Source organism: Aquimarina sp. ERC-38 (genome assembly GCF_026222555.1).
In the GTDB taxonomy this organism is placed as follows: Bacteria; Bacteroidota; Bacteroidia; order Flavobacteriales; family Flavobacteriaceae; genus Aquimarina.
On sequence record NZ_CP098511.1, the window covers coordinates 2529796 to 2548431 of the forward strand.

The 18636-nt window shown below is 37.2% G+C and carries 5 protein-coding genes; 4 read left to right on the forward strand and 1 reads right to left on the reverse strand.

The window, feature by feature from the left end:
* Positions 1-103: 103 nt before the first annotated feature.
* The 3 genes from rpoB to NBT05_RS10565 all read left to right on the forward strand — a co-directional run bounded on the left by rpoB (position 104) and on the right by NBT05_RS10565 (position 8750).
* Complete coding sequence (gene rpoB, locus NBT05_RS10555) at positions 104-3913, forward strand: DNA-directed RNA polymerase subunit beta (RefSeq protein WP_265769828.1); 3810 nt, start codon at positions 104-106, stop codon at positions 3911-3913.
* Positions 3914-4050: 137 nt separating this feature from the next.
* Complete coding sequence (gene rpoC, locus NBT05_RS10560; RefSeq protein ID WP_265769829.1) at positions 4051-8352, forward strand: DNA-directed RNA polymerase subunit beta'; 4302 nt, start codon at positions 4051-4053, stop codon at positions 8350-8352.
* A 77-nt stretch (positions 8353-8429) separates the two neighbouring features.
* Positions 8430-8750 carry a DUF3467 domain-containing protein gene (locus NBT05_RS10565; RefSeq protein WP_265769830.1) on the forward strand — a complete coding sequence of 107 codons (321 nt, stop codon included), beginning with the start codon at positions 8430-8432 and terminating at the stop codon, positions 8748-8750.
* 49 nt (positions 8751-8799) lie between these two features.
* Here the strand turns inward: NBT05_RS10565 and NBT05_RS10570 are convergent, their stop codons facing one another.
* Positions 8800-10380, reverse strand: coding sequence for a peptide chain release factor 3 (locus NBT05_RS10570; RefSeq protein ID WP_265769831.1), 1581 nt, complete (start codon positions 10378-10380; stop codon positions 8800-8802).
* Positions 10381-10630: 250 nt separating this feature from the next.
* Here NBT05_RS10570 and NBT05_RS10575 point away from each other — a divergent pair, with 250 nt between their 5' ends.
* Complete coding sequence (locus NBT05_RS10575; protein WP_265769832.1) at positions 10631-18604, forward strand: gliding motility-associated C-terminal domain-containing protein; 7974 nt, start codon at positions 10631-10633, stop codon at positions 18602-18604.
* The last annotated feature ends 32 nt before the right edge of the window (positions 18605-18636 follow it).

Below are 18636 nucleotides of genomic sequence, written 5' to 3' on the forward strand. Positions count from 1 at the left end.
CGTACTGTAAAGTAGGATATGGCCTAAACCATTTTGCGTATATAGCCATTTGACTATTACGCCACCCATATTTTTTATAGTTTTAATCTAATTCCGTCCATTGATGTTAGCAACGCAAACTGAAAGATTGAATTTCTCTTCGGTAAAGAACAGGCCTGATTATCCAGACTTTTTGGATATACAGATCAAATCTTTTCAAGATTTTTTTCAATTAGAAACCAAGTCCGAAGAAAGAGGAAATGAAGGTTTATACAATACCTTCATGGAAAATTTTCCAATTACGGATACCCGTAATCAATTTGTATTAGAATTTTTAGATTACTTTGTAGACCCCCCCAGATATGATCTTCAGGAATGTATAGAGAGAGGGCTTACCTATAGTGTACCTTTAAAAGCAAGGTTAAAGCTTTTCTGTACTGATCCGGAACATGAAGATTTTGAAACTATTGTTCAGGATGTATATTTAGGAACCATTCCTTATATGACACCGAGCGGTACTTTTTGTATCAACGGTGCGGAACGAGTAGTAGTATCACAATTACACAGATCGCCTGGGGTATTTTTCGGACAGTCCTTTCATGCAAACGGTACAAAATTATACTCGGCTCGAGTAATTCCTTTTAAAGGTTCCTGGATTGAATTTGCAACGGATATTAATAGCGTAATGTACGCTTATATTGACCGGAAGAAAAAGCTACCGGTAACTACCTTATTCCGTGCGATTGGTTTTGAAAGAGATAAAGATATATTAGAGATTTTTGATCTTGCAGAAGAAGTAAAGGTTTCAAAATCTGGACTGAAAAAAGTTTTAGGGCGTAAGCTGGCTGCAAGGGTATTAAATACCTGGCATGAAGATTTTGTAGATGAAGATACGGGAGAAGTTGTTTCTATAGAACGGAATGAAATTGTTATTGACCGTGATACGATTCTGGACAAAGATCATTTGGAAGAAATCATCGAATCAGGAGCCAAAACAATCTTACTTCATAAAGAAGATAACCAAAAAGGGGATTATGCTATTATTCATAACACCCTTCAAAAAGATCCTACCAATTCTGAAAAAGAAGCGGTAGAACATATTTATCGTCAATTACGAAATGCAGAGCCGCCTGATGAAGAAACGGCAAGGGGTATTATTGACAAGCTTTTCTTCTCTGACCAGCGTTATAACCTGGGAGAAGTTGGTCGATACCGGATGAATAAAAAATTAGGTCTTAATATCGAAATGGATAAGCAAGTACTTACCAAAGAAGATATTATTACCATTATAAAATATTTAATTGAGTTGATTAACTCAAAAGCTGAGATTGATGATATTGATCACTTGTCTAACCGTAGAGTTAGAACTGTAGGGGAGCAGCTATCACAGCAATTCGGAGTAGGTCTGGCTCGTATGGCTAGAACCATAAGAGAGCGGATGAATGTCAGGGATAATGAAGTTTTTACTCCTATTGATTTAATTAATGCGAAAACTTTATCATCCGTAATTAATTCCTTTTTTGGAACCAATCAGTTGTCTCAGTTTATGGATCAAACCAATCCGTTAGCTGAAATTACTCATAAACGTAGATTATCTGCGTTAGGTCCAGGAGGTTTATCCAGAGAAAGAGCAGGTTTTGAAGTTCGTGATGTTCATTATACACATTATGGACGATTATGTCCGATTGAAACTCCGGAAGGTCCGAATATCGGATTAATATCATCGCTATCTGTTTTTGCCAAGGTGAATTCTATGGGATTCTTGGAGACTCCCTATCGTAAGGTAGAAGATGGAAAAGTAGATCTTGAAAAATTCTCTTATTTAAGTGCAGAAGAAGAAGAAGAAAAACTAATTGCACAGGCAAATATTCCGTTAAAAGAAGATGGTACGATCGATTCAGATAAAGTTATTGCCCGTATGGAAGGCGATTTCCCGGTAATTGATCCTGCCAATGTAAATTATGCGGATGTGGCACCGAATCAGATTGCCTCTATATCAGCTTCATTAATTCCGTTCTTAGAACATGATGATGCTAACCGGGCGCTGATGGGGTCAAATATGATGCGTCAGGCAGTTCCTTTATTAAGAGTGGACGCTCCAATTGTAGGTACAGGTCTTGAAAGACAAGTAGCATCTGATTCCAGAGTATTGATAAATGCTGAAGGAGCAGGTGAGGTGGAGTATGTAGACGCTCAGAAGATTGTTATCAAATACGATCGTTCTGAAGAAGAACGAATGGTAAGTTTTGACGAAGATTCAAAAACCTATAACCTTATTAAATTCCGTAAAACGAATCAAGGAACTTCTATCAACTTAAAACCTATTGTAAAAGTAGGAGATCGAGTAGAAAGAGGTCAGGTGTTATGTCAAGGTTATGCTACCGAAAACGGTGAATTAGCATTAGGTAGAAATATGAAAGTTGCCTTTATGCCTTGGAAAGGGTATAATTTTGAGGATGCTATCGTAATTTCTGAAAAAGTAGTTCGGGAAGATATTTTTACCTCTATTCATATTGACGAATACTCGCTGGAAGTACGAGATACTAAATTAGGAAATGAAGAATTGACAAATGACATTCCTAATGTATCCGAAGAAGCTACCAAAGATTTAGATGAACACGGTATGATCAGAGTGGGAGCTGAGATCAAACCTGGAGATATCTTAATTGGTAAGATTACACCGAAGGGTGAAAGTGATCCAACTCCTGAAGAAAAGCTATTACGTGCTATATTCGGAGATAAAGCGGGTGATGTTAAAGATGCATCATTAAAAGCTTCCCCTTCTTTAAATGGAGTAGTAATCGATAAGAAGTTGTTTGCGCGAGCTGTCAAAGACAAACGTAAACGATCTCAGGATAAAGAAGATATTGCAATCTTAGAGAGATCTTATGATATCAAGTTCGATCAATTAAAAGAAGAATTGGTTGACAAACTTTTCGCCATTGTAGGAGGTAAAACATCGCAGGGGGTTATGAATGACCTGGGCGAAGAAGTCTTGCCTAAAGGTAAAAAGTATACCTTAAAAATGCTAAATAGTGTAGATGACTATACGCATTTAACCCAAGGTACCTGGACTATGGACGACGATTTAAACAAAATGGTTGCAGATCTGGTTCATAATTATAAAATCAAGGAGAATGACCTTCAAGGTAATTTAAGAAGGGAGAAATTTACTATTTCTGTTGGAGACGAATTACCAGCGGGTATTATTAAACTTGCCAAAGTATATATCGCTAAAAAGCGTAAGCTAAAAGTAGGTGATAAAATGGCAGGTCGTCACGGTAATAAAGGTATTGTTGCCCGGATTGTAAGAGAAGAAGATATGCCTTTCTTAGAAGACGGAACTCCGGTTGACATCGTATTAAATCCATTAGGGGTACCATCTCGTATGAATATCGGACAGATATACGAAACTGTACTAGGATGGGCAGGTCAGAAATTAGGTAGAAAATATGCTACTCCGATTTTTGATGGAGCTTCTTTAGATCAAATTAATGAATATACTGATGAAGCTGGAATCCCTAGATTCGGACATACGTATCTGTATGATGGTGGTACGGGAGACCGATTTGATCAGCCAGCGACCGTAGGTGTTATTTATATGCTGAAATTAGGACACATGGTAGATGATAAGATGCACGCACGTTCTATAGGTCCGTATTCTTTGATAACACAACAGCCTTTAGGTGGTAAAGCACAGTTTGGGGGTCAGCGATTTGGAGAAATGGAAGTATGGGCCTTAGAAGCATACGGAGCATCTAGTACCCTAAGAGAAATTTTGACGGTTAAATCTGATGATGTTATTGGTAGAGCTAAAACATACGAAAGTATTGTAAAAGGTGAACCAATGCCGGAACCAGGTCTTCCTGAATCATTCAATGTATTGATGCATGAATTAAAAGGTTTAGGTCTGGATATCAGATTAGAAGAATAATATTTTCCGCGCATGCGGAAAACTCTACTAAAACTATCTTGATTTATACAGTGGAGATAGTTATAAAATAGAGCTAAAAATTCTTCATGGGACGTAAAAAGTCCTACAGTTAATTTTAAAGATTAGATTAGAGCATTATGGCTAGAAATAATGATAAAAATACCGTAAAGAAATTTGATAAAATTTCTATAGGTTTAGCTTCTCCGGAGTCAATATTGGCTGCTTCTCAGGGGGAGGTTTTAAAACCTGAAACTATTAACTATCGAACACATAAACCGGAGCGGGATGGTTTGTTCTGTGAGCGTATTTTTGGTCCTGTAAAGGATTTTGAATGTGCCTGCGGTAAATACAAGCGTATCCGGTATAAGGGAATTGTTTGTGATCGATGTGGGGTAGAAGTAACAGAAAAAAAGGTAAGAAGGGATAGAGTAGGACATATCAATTTGGTTGTTCCTGTAGCTCATATTTGGTATTTCCGTTCGTTACCCAATAAAATAGGATATTTATTAGGGTTACCTTCTAAGAAACTGGATATGATTATTTACTACGAAAGATACGTAGTAATTCAACCTGGTATTGCCAAGAATGAAGAAGGGGAAGCCGTTAAAAAGATGGATTTTCTAACGGAAGAAGAATATCTGAACATTCTGGATAGCTTACCACAAGAAAATTTGTATTTAGAAGATACAGACCCAAATAAATTTATCGCAAAAATGGGGGCGGAATGCCTTATCGAAATTTTGCGTAGAATTGATCTTGATGAATTGTCTTACGAATTAAGGCATAAAGCTAATAACGAAACTTCAAAGCAACGTAAAACAGAAGCGTTAAAGCGTCTACAGGTTGTGGAAGCTCTTAGGGATGCTAATAAAAACCGTGAAAATAATCCGGAATGGATGATCTTAAAAGTGATTCCTGTAATTCCGCCGGAATTAAGACCATTAGTACCTTTAGACGGAGGACGTTTTGCTACTTCGGATTTAAATGATCTTTACAGAAGGGTTATTATAAGAAACAATCGTTTAAAACGATTAATGGAAATTAAAGCTCCGGAGGTAATATTACGTAATGAGAAGCGTATGTTGCAGGAGTCTGTAGATTCATTGTTTGATAATACACGTAAAGCTTCTGCAGTTAAAACAGATTCGAATCGTCCGTTAAAATCACTTTCCGATTCTTTAAAAGGGAAGCAAGGACGTTTCCGTCAAAATCTATTAGGTAAGCGAGTGGATTATTCAGCTCGTTCGGTAATTGTAGTAGGACCCGAACTAAAATTATTCGAATGTGGTCTTCCTAAAAATATGGCTGCCGAATTATATAAACCTTTTGTCATCAGAAAATTGATTGAAAGAGGAATTGTTAAGACGGTAAAGTCAGCTAAAAAAATTATTGATAGAAAGGAACCGGTAGTTTGGGATATTTTAGAAAATGTATTAAAAGGACATCCTGTATTATTGAACCGGGCGCCAACTTTACACCGTTTGGGAATTCAAGCTTTTCAACCTAAATTAATTGAAGGAAAAGCAATTCAGCTTCACCCATTGGTATGTACTGCATTTAATGCGGATTTTGATGGGGATCAAATGGCGGTACATTTGCCTTTAGGTCCGGAAGCAATTCTGGAAGCGCAACTATTAATGCTAGCTTCTCATAATATTTTAAATCCGGCTAACGGTTCTCCAGTAACAGTTCCTTCTCAGGATATGGTTCTTGGTTTATACTATATGACCAAATCCAGAAAATCCACACCGGAACTAGAAATTAAAGGAGAAGGTCTTACTTTTTATTCACCCGAAGAGGTAGTAATTGCCTATAATGAAAAGCAGTTGCATATCAACGCGAATATTAAAGTTAAAACACAGGACCTAGATGAAAACGGAGCTCTGGTATCAAAAATAATCGAGACTACAACCGGTAGAGTATTATTTAACGATAAAGTTCCGGAAAAAGCAGGTTATATTAATGAAGTACTGACTAAAAAATCCTTAAGAGATATTATTGGGGATATTTTAAAAGTAACCAGTGTGCCGGAAACCGCAGCATTTCTTGATGAAATTAAGACTTTAGGATATAATTTCGCCTTTAGAGGTGGATTATCTTTTAGTTTAGGGGATATTATTATTCCTGAAGAAAAGCATACCATGATTGCCGATGCAAATAGCCAGGTAGATAATATTGTAGCTAACTACAATATGGGGCTTATTACAAATAATGAGCGATATAACCAGGTTATTGACATATGGACTTCTACTAATGCAGAGTTAACAGAATTATCTATGAAGCGTATCCGTGAGGATCAACAAGGATTCAATTCTGTATATATGATGCTTGATTCGGGGGCAAGGGGATCCAAAGAACAAATCCGACAGTTAACGGGTATGCGTGGATTAATGGCAAAACCGAAAAAATCGAATTCTGCCGGAGGAGAAATTATTGAAAATCCGATTCTTTCCAATTTTAAAGAAGGTCTTTCTATTTTAGAATACTTTATCTCAACCCATGGTGCCCGTAAAGGTTTGGCAGATACTGCTTTAAAGACGGCAGATGCTGGATATCTTACAAGACGACTAGTAGATGTAGCGCAAGATGTAATTGTTAATGTTGAAGACTGTGGTACCTTAAGAGGTGTGGAAGTCTTTCCGTTAAAAAAGAATGAAGAGGTTATTGAATCATTAAGTGCACGAATTGTAGGTAGAACTTCTTTAATGGATGTCATTGACCCTATAACTCAAGAGGTACTTATTGAAGCCGGACAGGAAATTTCAGATTTAGCCGCCAAAAAAGTGGAAGAGTCAGCGATTGAATCCGTAGAAGTAAGATCAGCATTGACTTGCGAAGCTAAAAAAGGTATTTGCGTGAAATGCTATGGTCGAAACCTTGCAACCGGTAAAACGGTACAACGAGGTGAAGCAGTAGGAGTTGTTGCGGCACAATCTATTGGAGAGCCCGGAACACAGCTTACTTTAAGAACTTTTCACGTAGGAGGTATCGCCAGTAACATATCCGAAGAAAACCAATTGCGTTCCAAATTTGCCGGTAAAGCGGAAATTGAAGAATTAAAAACGGTTAAAGGAGAGGATAGCGAAGGAAATCTGAACGATGTAGTAATATCACGAACTTCTGAAATTAAAATAATTGAGCCGAAGACTAAGATTGTTCTTAGTACCAATTTAATACCTTACGGTTCTCAGTTATTCATCAAGGATGGTGACATGCTAAAGAAAGATCAGGTTATTTGTCAGTGGGATCCTTATAATGGGGTTATAATTTCGGAATTTGCCGGAAAGGTAAAGTATGAAAATGTAGAACAAGGAATTACATATCAAGTTGAAATTGATGAACAAACCGGTTTCCAGGAGAAAGTAATTTCAGAATCCCGTGATAAGAAAAAAATCCCTACGCTATTAGTAATGGGTAAAGGTGATGAAGTACTACGTTCTTACAATTTACCTGTTGGAGCCCATTTAATGGTCGATGATAATGATAAGATCAAAGTTGGTAAAATTTTAGTAAAAATTCCTAGAAAATCAGCTAAAGCCGGGGATATTACCGGAGGTCTGCCAAGAGTAACCGAATTATTTGAGGCACGTAATCCTTCAAATCCTGCGGTAGTATCAGAAATCGATGGAGTTGTATCTTTTGGTAAAATCAAAAGGGGTAACAGAGAGATTATCGTAGAATCAAGAATAGGTGAGATCAAAAAGTACCTGGTTAAACTTTCTAATCAGATTTTAGTACAGGAAAATGATTATGTCCGTGCAGGAATGCCATTATCAGACGGGTCTATTACCCCAGAAGATATTTTAAAAATTAAAGGGCCTTCTGCAGTTCAACAGTACTTGGTAAATGAAGTACAAGAAGTTTACCGATTACAAGGAGTGAAGATTAATGATAAACACTTTGAAGTCGTAGTACGGCAAATGATGCGTAAAGTACGTATTCAAGATCCAGGAGATACTATTTTCTTAGAAAATCAACTAGTTCATAAATCTGACTTTATTGAAGAAAATGATGCTATTTTTGGAATGAAAGTAGTTGAAGATGCAGGGGATAGTGAAAACTTGAAACCAGGACAAATTATTTCACTTCGTGATTTAAGAGATGAAAATTCTATTTTACGAAGAGAAGATAAAAATCTGGTCACGGCAAGAGATGTAACTACCGCCACGGCAACTCCGATACTTCAGGGTATTACAAGGGCTTCGTTACAGACTAAATCCTTTATATCTGCAGCCTCTTTCCAGGAAACTACTAAGGTATTAAACGAAGCTGCGGTAAGTGGTAAAGTTGATAAATTAGAAGGGCTTAAAGAGAATGTAATCGTAGGTCATAGAATTCCGGCTGGTACGGGTATGAGGGACTACGAAAATATTATTGTAGGTTCTCAAGAGGAATTTGATGAACGCGTAGAACAAAGGCAAGAAGTTAATTTTAATTAATAGAATATCGAAGTTGTCTTGATTATCTATTCTTATGGCTAGAGTAGATATCGAGACAACTTTTTTAAATAAAAAACATGGCAGATCAAAAGAAGGATATTAAAAACAATAATCAGTTAAATATTGAATTAGATGAAGCTATGGCAGATGGGGTGTATAGTAACTTGGCTATTATCAACCATTCCGTCTCAGAATTTGTTGTGGATTTTATTAATGTAATGCCTGGTAGGCCAAAGAGTAAGGTAAAAAGCAGGATAATTTTAACTCCTCAACATGCCAAAAGATTTTTAAAAGCATTACATGATAATGTAACTCGTTTTGAAGCTGCTCACGGAGAAATTAAAGATTATGAACAACCGCCAATTCCTATGAATTTTGGTCCTACGGGTCAAGCATAAGTTTTTAAAAAATATTAGAAGCCGAATTGAAAAATTCGGCTTTTTTAGTTTAAAATTCCGAGGTATAGTGAAATTTAATAGAAGTATACTTTTGTTCTGTCATTTGAAGACTAAAAGAGGAATCGGCAAGAAACACTAATTGACCACGTTTATCCTTTGCTAAGAATTTATTTTTAACCCTTTTAAATTCTTTAAACTCTTCATTATCTTCCGCTTCAATCCAACAAGCTTTATGCACGTTTAAATTTTCATAGGTACATTTCGCACCGTACTCATGTTCTAATCGATATTGTATGACTTCATATTGAAGCGCACCTACGGTTCCTATAACTTTTCTTCCGTTTAGCTCCAGAGTAAAGAGTTGTGCAACTCCTTCATCCATTAACTGATCAATACCTTTAGCTAATTGCTTGGATTTCATAGGGTCAGCGTTGTTAATGTATCTAAAGTGTTCGGGAGAAAAACTGGGAATTCCTTTATACAATAACTGTTCCCCTTCCGTAAGGGTATCACCAATTTTAAAATTACCAGTGTCATGTAAACCTACGATATCTCCAGGGTAAGAGATATCTACTATTTCTTTCTTTTCCGCAAAAAATGCATTGGGACTGGAAAATTTTATCTTTTTTCTATGACGGGTATGTAGATAAGGTACATTTCTCTCAAAGGTACCTGATACTATTTTTATAAAAGCTAAGCGGTCGCGATGTTTTGGATCCATGTTCGCATGAATTTTAAAAACAAATCCGGTAAAATCCTTTTCATCTGGTTTTACCAGGCGCGAATCACTTTCTTTCGGTCGGGGTGTCGGTGCAATTTCAATAAAACAATCTAATAACTCCCGAACCCCAAAATTATTTAAAGCTGAACCAAAGAATACTGGTTGCAAGTTTCCTTCTTCATATTTTTTTTGTTCGAATTTAGGATAAATACCCTCTACTAATTCAACTTCTTCACGTAAAGTGTTAGCCGCAATACTTCCTATAAGTCCTTTTACTTTCTCATCCTGAAGATTTTCAATTTTTATAGTTTCTTCAATATTCTTACGACTATTTCCACTAAACAAGTTAATGTTTTGTTCCCAAATATTATAGATTCCCTTAAAGTCGTACCCCATGCCAATAGGAAAACTTAAAGGAGTAACGGTAAGCTGAAGTTTCTGTTCAATCTCGTCCAGTAATTCAAATGCATCTTTACCTTCACGATCCAGTTTGTTGATAAAGACAATGATTGGAATATTACGCATTCTACAAACTGAAACTAATTTTTCCGTTTGTTCCTCAACTCCCTTAGCTACATCAATAACTACAATTACACTATCCACAGCGGTCAGAGTTCTGAAAGTATCTTCCGCAAAGTCTTTATGTCCGGGAGTATCTAAGATATTTATCTTTATATTCTTGTATTCAAAGGCTAAAACCGAAGTAGCTACGGAAATTCCTCTTTGTCTCTCTATCTCCATAAAATCACTGGTAGCCCCTTTTTTGATTTTATTAGATTTAACCGCCCCTGCTTCCTGTATAGCTCCTCCGAACAGTAGTAACTTTTCTGTTAATGTAGTTTTCCCGGCATCAGGATGTGAAATAATACCAAAAGTTCTTCTTCGTTTAATTTCATCAATAAATTTCATAGATAATTTTTAACCGGCACAAAGATAATGCTTAAAAAATATAATATACTACTGTTAAAATATATAGATTTATGGTATTATTGTATAAATTCATAGTTGTATATCGATTAATTGTGTATTATGTCGAAAATTATTGCATTAATATATCTACATATGTTAAATAAGAAAATCAATTACGATATTTACCGGGAATTAAATGAAAATAAGTTTATATCTATTTTCAGTTGAAAATATCCGCAACCTTCAAACTATGAAAAAAAATACGCTCGTTTCTTTTGACTTTACACGTAAAATCTATTTATTTTCATCTTTATTATTCTTATTTGTTTGCAATTTATTACAGGCTCAAACCTGTGGCGTGGTTACTACTTTATATCAAACAGAAGGTCAGGCAACTACCGACGCACGGGTTTTACGTTATAATCCCTTTATTAATGAATATGTTCCTATTGGAGTTTTAGAAGGTGCTGCTTCTGGATCGGCTAATAACTCAGCATACAATATTAATACTCGGTTAGTATATTCAAGACCACCTGGAGCCACAAATAATTTTACGTTGAGAGCATATGATCCAGCTAATAATTTTGAGTTTGTAGGTTCTATTAGTTTAATTAATGTTCCCGGAGGTACGGGAGGCTTTAATACCAATTTATTTGCTCAAAATAATTTTGTAGGAAGGGTAGGAGATAATAATGTATTATTAGTGGATGTTAGCGGACTTACTCTATCAACAACTGCAACAACAAGTGTGGATGCTTCTGATCCCAGTCGTGTACGTATCGTCCCGCTTAACAACGCTAACCCTGGCGCCACTCCTGCGTTTACCAGAGCAAACGATTATTCATATCTAGGTGATTTTATATATGGTATTCGTACAAATCAATTGATTATTATTGATGTAAGTACTAATGCTACAGCAGGTAATGTAATTACAAGAGCAGTAAATTTTGATGTTCCCCGTGCAGGTGCAGGATTTGGAGCTGCCTGGCAAGATAGGGAAGGTAATTTTTATGCCTTCAATAACAATACAGGAAATATCTATCGTATTGCTGATATTGAAAACGCAGTGGCAGCAACTGGTTTACCAACAGATCAAATAAATGCTATTCGAGTATTTACCGCAGCAACTTCAGGAACCAATGACGGATTTGCCTGTGAACTTCAAGCGGACCCTTTTGATTGGGATGGAGATACGGTTCTAGATGATATGGATATTGATTCTGATGATGATGGAATTTTGGATACCGTGGAGAATGGGGGTGAGGATCCTTCGGCAGATGGAGATGGGGATGGCATTCCAGCGTTGATTGATGATGATGATACGGATAACATGATTGGAGATGTAGATGGAAATATTGAAAGAAGATTTGATTTGGACGGTGATAATATCCCAAATGCTTTTGACCTGGATAGTGACAATGATGGAATTATTGATAATATAGAGGCACAGCTAACAACAGGCTATATAGCACCAAGTAATATGGATAGTGACGGGGATGGTCTTGATGATGCTTATGAACCAACCGGAGGTATTACTCCTATAAATACCGATGGTACTTTTACCATATCGGATGTCTTGCCGGACTATTTAGACCCGGATAGTGATAACGACGGATTTCTGGATACGGTAGAGGCTTATGATACAAATGGTGATAATATTTCTGAAATTGCGGCTAGTGGCAACGATGTTGATTTTGACGGTCTAGATGATAATTTTGACCTTGTAAATGGCGGAGCTTCTAATCCGGATGCATCCGATAATTTAAATCAAGTTCCTACCGATTTCCCTGACGATGCTAGTCCTGGTAATGATCGGGATTGGAGGGATCCTTCGGATGTGGATAACGATATGATACTTGATTTTGATGATCTTGATGATGATAATGATGGTATTCTTGACGAAGTTGAATATGAAGCGAGCCTGGATCCATTTGGAGATGAAGATGGTGACGGAATCCCAAATTTCTCCGATAGTATGTCTTCCGGACTAGTTGGTGACGGATCTGTTACGGATTATACGGATGCAGATGCCAATGGCATTCCTGATGTCTATGATTTTGATGGTGATGGTGTCCCAAATCATTTGGATTTGGATTCTGACAATGATGGTATTCCGGATACTGTGGAAGCTCAAAATACAGATGCTCCTTTTTTAGCATATAGTGCCGCCGATGCAAATATGAACGGCTTAGCAGATGTATACGAAAATGTTAGCCCTACAGGTTTAACCCCGGAAAATACAGATGCGGATTCTTTTCCGGATTTTCTGGATACTGATAGCGACAACGATACTTTATCTGATACTGAAGAAGCTGGGATTACACTTTCAAATCCTTTAGATGTAGGAATTAACGGATTGGATGCCAATTCTGAAACTACAGATGATTATTCGGATCCATCAGGAACTATCGGAGCACCCAATACACTTCCGGATACCGATGGTGATGAACCTAATGTAGATGGAGATGTGGATTTCAGGGATACTGACAGTGATAACGACGGTATAGCGGACGGAACTGATACAGATCCTTTGGATCCTAATGTTTGTGCGGATGCGGATAGTGACGGATGCGATGACTGTTCAGTAGGAACTGATGGTTTTGGGCCTATGGCAGATAACTTGGTGGACAATGATGGGACCGATGATGATTTTGACGGTATTTGTAATACAACGGATACAACTTTTAATGACAACGATCTTGATGGTGTTCCTGATGCAACAGATCAGGACGATGATAATGATGGAATATTAGATATTGATGAAGGCCTGTGTGAATTAATTGATAATTCTGATGTAGTAAATACGATTCAAACTACAGATATTACTCAGGTACCAACAAATGTTTCCACTAATAGTACGGCGAACAGTGAAAATCCGTTTCCAAATAATTCGGCTGTAGAATTACTTTATGGTAGAGGTGTAGGAAGAAGGTTAACCGGACTGGAATTTGGTTCCGGAAAAAGCATTGAATCTGTAACCGGAGTACCTCAGGGAACGGTATCTATACGTAGAAATACCGTAGGTAGTAGTAATGATATTGTATGGACTCAAAATGACGAGACTCAAGCTACTAATTCCGATCAGGGTAGAACCTTGTTTTCTGAAGAGTTTTCTTCTTTAGAACAATTAGTATCCCAAGGTTTTACTAACGTAGGAACAGATAACATATTTAACAATGTTTCATCATCAGCTAATAATTCCAATATTGAAAGGGTTGATGTAGTATATGCTGCGGGTATACGATCTAGTATCCCAAGTTCAGAATTCTTTTTGTTTGGAGAGCGTGGAACTAATAATACCATTACGGTTGCTGCCATTCTGGATATAGACCCGGTTACTGAAGAGCCTACTTCTTACGGTCCGCCGGTTGTAATAAATACAACGGATTATGCAATTACTACCAATAGTATACAATTTACGATTTTAAGAAAAGAACCGACGGATGCTACATTTCGGCCATTTGCTGGTAAATTAAATCAAAATGTAGGTATTGCTTTTGTAAGCCTGGCAGATTTAGGTATAACTTCTAATGGAAGTGTTTTTTATGGTTATTCCGTTTTACCACCGGATTTTAATACGGCTAATATTGTTGATTGGAACTCTTATCCTACGGATACTCCTGAAACTATTGGCGGATTGGATCTAGTTCTATTTAATACCTTTTTTAGTTCTTGTACTTCAGTTAATGATACGGATGGTGATGGAATTGCTGATAGTTTTGACTTGGATAGTGATAATGATGGTATTCCGGATGTAATAGAAGCCGGAGGCACAGATGCAGATAGAGATGGTAGAGCAGATGATGCAGATGGTGATCCTACTAATAATAATGGAATACCGGATACTGCCGGAACGGGTATTACCGTACGGGATAGTGATACCGACGGTATTCCTGATCATTTAGATATTGATGCGGATAATGATGGTATTCCTGATAATATAGAAGGTCAGACTTCTGACGGTTATATTGATCCGTCCGGACAGGGAACAGGAATAACCGATGCTAATAACAACGGTCTGGATGATAATTATGAAAACGGGACAATTCTTGGAATAGATCCTGAAAATACTGATGGAACTGATGAACCTGATTATTTAGACGCAGACAGTGATAATGACGGGTTATTAGATATTATAGAAAATGGGGATGTGGAAACTACGGTTTCCGGTAACGATGCGGATAATGACGGATTAGACGATGTCTTTGATAATAATGATGATTCCGGAATTACGGGAGCAACTGTCAATGATGGAACTATAACTCAAACCACTGTTACTACTATTGGTGAGTTAGAAACCGCTTTTGGTGACGAAGATGATGACTTTGATCCGGGTACAGGTGATTTAAATTATAGAGATACTACAAACGATTTAGATACTAACGATAATGATGGTGATGGTGTTGTAGATAGCGTAGACTTAGATGATGATAATGATGGAATATTAGATACTGATGAAAACTGTATCAATTCTGATATTGCAAACACTATTGGTATCTCTAACAGAAATGATAGTAGTATTAAAAATTCTAATATTGATCTTACAGACGGTGTTGATAATGATAATATAATTAGGCTTGATGGTGTTTCTATCACCTATACAGAAAGCGGTAGTGCATTTGTTAGAGGATATGACGCCGGACCTCAAGGTCCTTCTATTCGGATTGGGGGAGCACCTTCTGATACTCCTCCAGATCCTATGGGGAGTTTTGATACGGAACTTTCCGTTCCCATTTATAACGTTCGGTTTAAACTAACTGATTTTGATGATGGCGAACAGTTTACGGTAAGTATTTTTGATGAAAACGGAAATATTTATGATTTGGCTACAACAGACCTGGTCACAGTAGGTAGTTTTATTAGTCAAACCGGTAATACGTTTACTTCTATGGTCTTTACCGAGCTGGTGGATGATCCTGCAAATGATAATTTAGGTTCTTTAGTATTCAGAATTCCAACAGCAGTAACCAGAATTCTTTTAGAATATGAGACTACGCAACCGGGCGGTTCTTCAATCCGTTTTACTCAATTAAATTTCTGTTTAGATTCAGATGGAGATGGGATACCGGACAGTTTTGATTTGGATAGTGATAATGATGGAATTACTGATGTAGTAGAAGCAGGTGGGACAGATACTAATAATGACGGTCTTGCCGATGATAACGATGGTGATACTACAAATGACGATGGTATTCCGGATACTGCCGGAACGGGTATTACCATACGGGATAGTGATACCGACGGTATTCCAAATCATTTAGATATTGATGCGGACAACGATGGGATACCAGATAATATAGAAAGCCAAACTTCTGTTGGTTACGTTGATCCGTCCGGACAAGGGACTGGGATAACTGATGTTAACAATAATGGGCTGGATGATAACTACGAAAGCGGTACGGTACTGGGAATTGATCCTGTAAATACGGATGGTACGGATGATCCAGACTACCTGGACGATGATAGTGACAATGATAGTATTCTAGATATTTTTGAAAACGGAAGTACTACTAATTCTTTATCTGGTACGGATACAGATAATGATGGATTAGATGACGCTTTTGATGATAATGACGACTCCGGAATCAATGGAGCTACAGTGAATGATGGTGGAAATACCAGTACTACAGTAAGTAATGCCACTGACCTGGAAACTGCCTTTGGAGACGAGGATGATGACTTCAATCCGGGAACCGGAGATCTGGATTATAGGGATTCACCTATCATCATTATTCCCAATGACAATGATGGTGATGGTGTTGTAGATAGCGTAGACTTAGATGATGATAATGATGGAATACTAGATACGGATGAAAATTGTATAGATTCTGATATAGCAAATACCATTGGGGTTACAGATAACAATGATAGTCAAATTGGTAATTCTAATATTAATACTACAGATGGGGTTGATAATGATAATATAGTTAACATCAATGGTTTATCTATTACCTATACAGAAAGCGGATCAGGATTTGTAAGAGGTTATAACGCTGGTTTACAAGGACCTTCTATTCGAATTGGAGGAGATCCCGCAAGAACTCCAGATCCAAGCGGAGTTCTAAATACTGAATTTTCCAGTCCGATCTATAATGTTCGGTTTAAATTAACGGATTTTGACGATATGGAAATTTTTACTGTTTTGATTTACGATGAAAATGGTACGGTCTATGACTTAGAAACAACTAATTTCGTAACCGTAGGAAGTTTAATTAATCAATCTGGTAATACTTTCAACTCAACTGTTAATATGGAGATTGATGGCAATGATCCGGCAAATGACGGTCAGGGTTCTCTTGTATTCGATATTCCTGTAGCGGTATCAAGAATTCAGTTGGAATACTCATTTAGTAAGGTAGGCGGTTCTTCAATCCGTTTCACCCAGTTAAACTTCTGTTTGGATACAGATGGAGATGGAATTCCGGACAGCTTTGATTTGGATAGTGATAATGATGGAATTACTGATGTAGTAGAAGTGGGTGGAACAGATACAAATAATGATGGTCTTGCCGATGATAACGATGGTGATACTACAAATGACGATGGTATTCCAGATACTGCCGGAACGGGTATTACCGTACGGGATAGTGATACCGATGGTATTCCTGATCATCTGGATATTGATGCGGACAACGATGGGATACCAGATAATATTGAAAGCCAAACTTCTAGTGGTTACATTGATCCGTCGGGACAGGGGACTGGGATAACCGATGCTAACAATAATGGGCTGGATGATAACTACGAAAGCGGTACGGTACTGGGAATTGATCCTGTAAACACGGATGGTACGGATGATCCGGACTACCTGGACAATGATAGTGACAATGATAGTATTTTAGATATTTTTGAAAACGGAAGTGCTACTAATTCTTTATCTGGTACGGATACGGATAATGACGGACTAGACGACGCTTTTGATGACAATGACGACTCCGGAATCAACGGAGCTACAGTGAATGATGGTGGAAATACCAGTACTACAGTAAGTAATGCCACTGACCTGGAAACTGCTTTTGGTGACGAGGATAATGACTTCAATCCGGGAACCGGAGATCTGGATTATAGGGATGTTACAATTCCGGCTCCAAATTTAGCGCTTATCAAAACAGGTATATATGAAGATAGTAATGCTAATAACCGGGTAGATGTTGGTGATGAAATCGTATATACCTTTACTATTGAAAATAATGGAAATGTAGCGATAAATAATATAACCATCTCAGATACGCTTCTGGTAGCACCAAACGGTTCGATTACCGGAGGGCCTATTACACTAGCAGCTGGACAAATTGACTCAACTACCTTTAGTGGACGTTATAGTATACAACAGTTAGATATTACAAATAATAGCGTAACGAATCAAGCAACTGCAATTGGACAGGATATCACTGGAAACGATGTTACCGATCTATCAGACGATCCGGATGATTTAAATAATGATGATTTAGACGGAGATGGGGATTTTGAGGATTTAACTATTACCTTTTTACAGGGTATAACGGATGCTAATCTTGAATTAATAAAGGAAAGTAGTTTTGACTTGGGAGCTGATAATATTCCTAATACCGGAGATGTGATTACGTACACCTTTAACGTTCGTAATAACGGAAGCGTTCCTATAACCGATATTAGGCTTGAAGATGTATTAGAAGGAATTGAAATTGATGATGCACTTCGTATTGCGAGATTAGAACCTGGAGAGTTAGATAATACAACTTTTACCGCAACTTATCGTATCAATAGTAGTGATTTATTAATAGGAAGAGTTGAAAACCAAGCTACGGTAATTGGAAAAGATCCTTTAGGGATTGATGTTAGCGATATGTCTGATGATCTAAGTGATACGACTAATATTGATAATGATTCGGATGGTGATTTTGAAGATATAACTATTACTCTACTCGTGCCAGAAGACGATATTTTTATCTATACTGGTATTAGTCCGAACGGGGATGGGCAAAATGATGAGTTTATTATCACCGGACTGGAGAAGTTTGAAAATAACACATTAAGAATTTATAACAGATGGGGAGTCTTAGTTTTTGAAGAAGATGGCTATGCAACTGATGGAGTTGAAAATTTTAAGGGAATAAGTAATGGAAGAGTAACTATTGCAGAAGATGAAAATCTACCTGCGGGAACATATTATTATACACTGGATTACCAGGTTAACCCGGGTTCTATCAAGTCTAGAGCTGGTTACCTATATATTAACAGATAATAATTATTTAGAATAACCTATATTTGTTATTC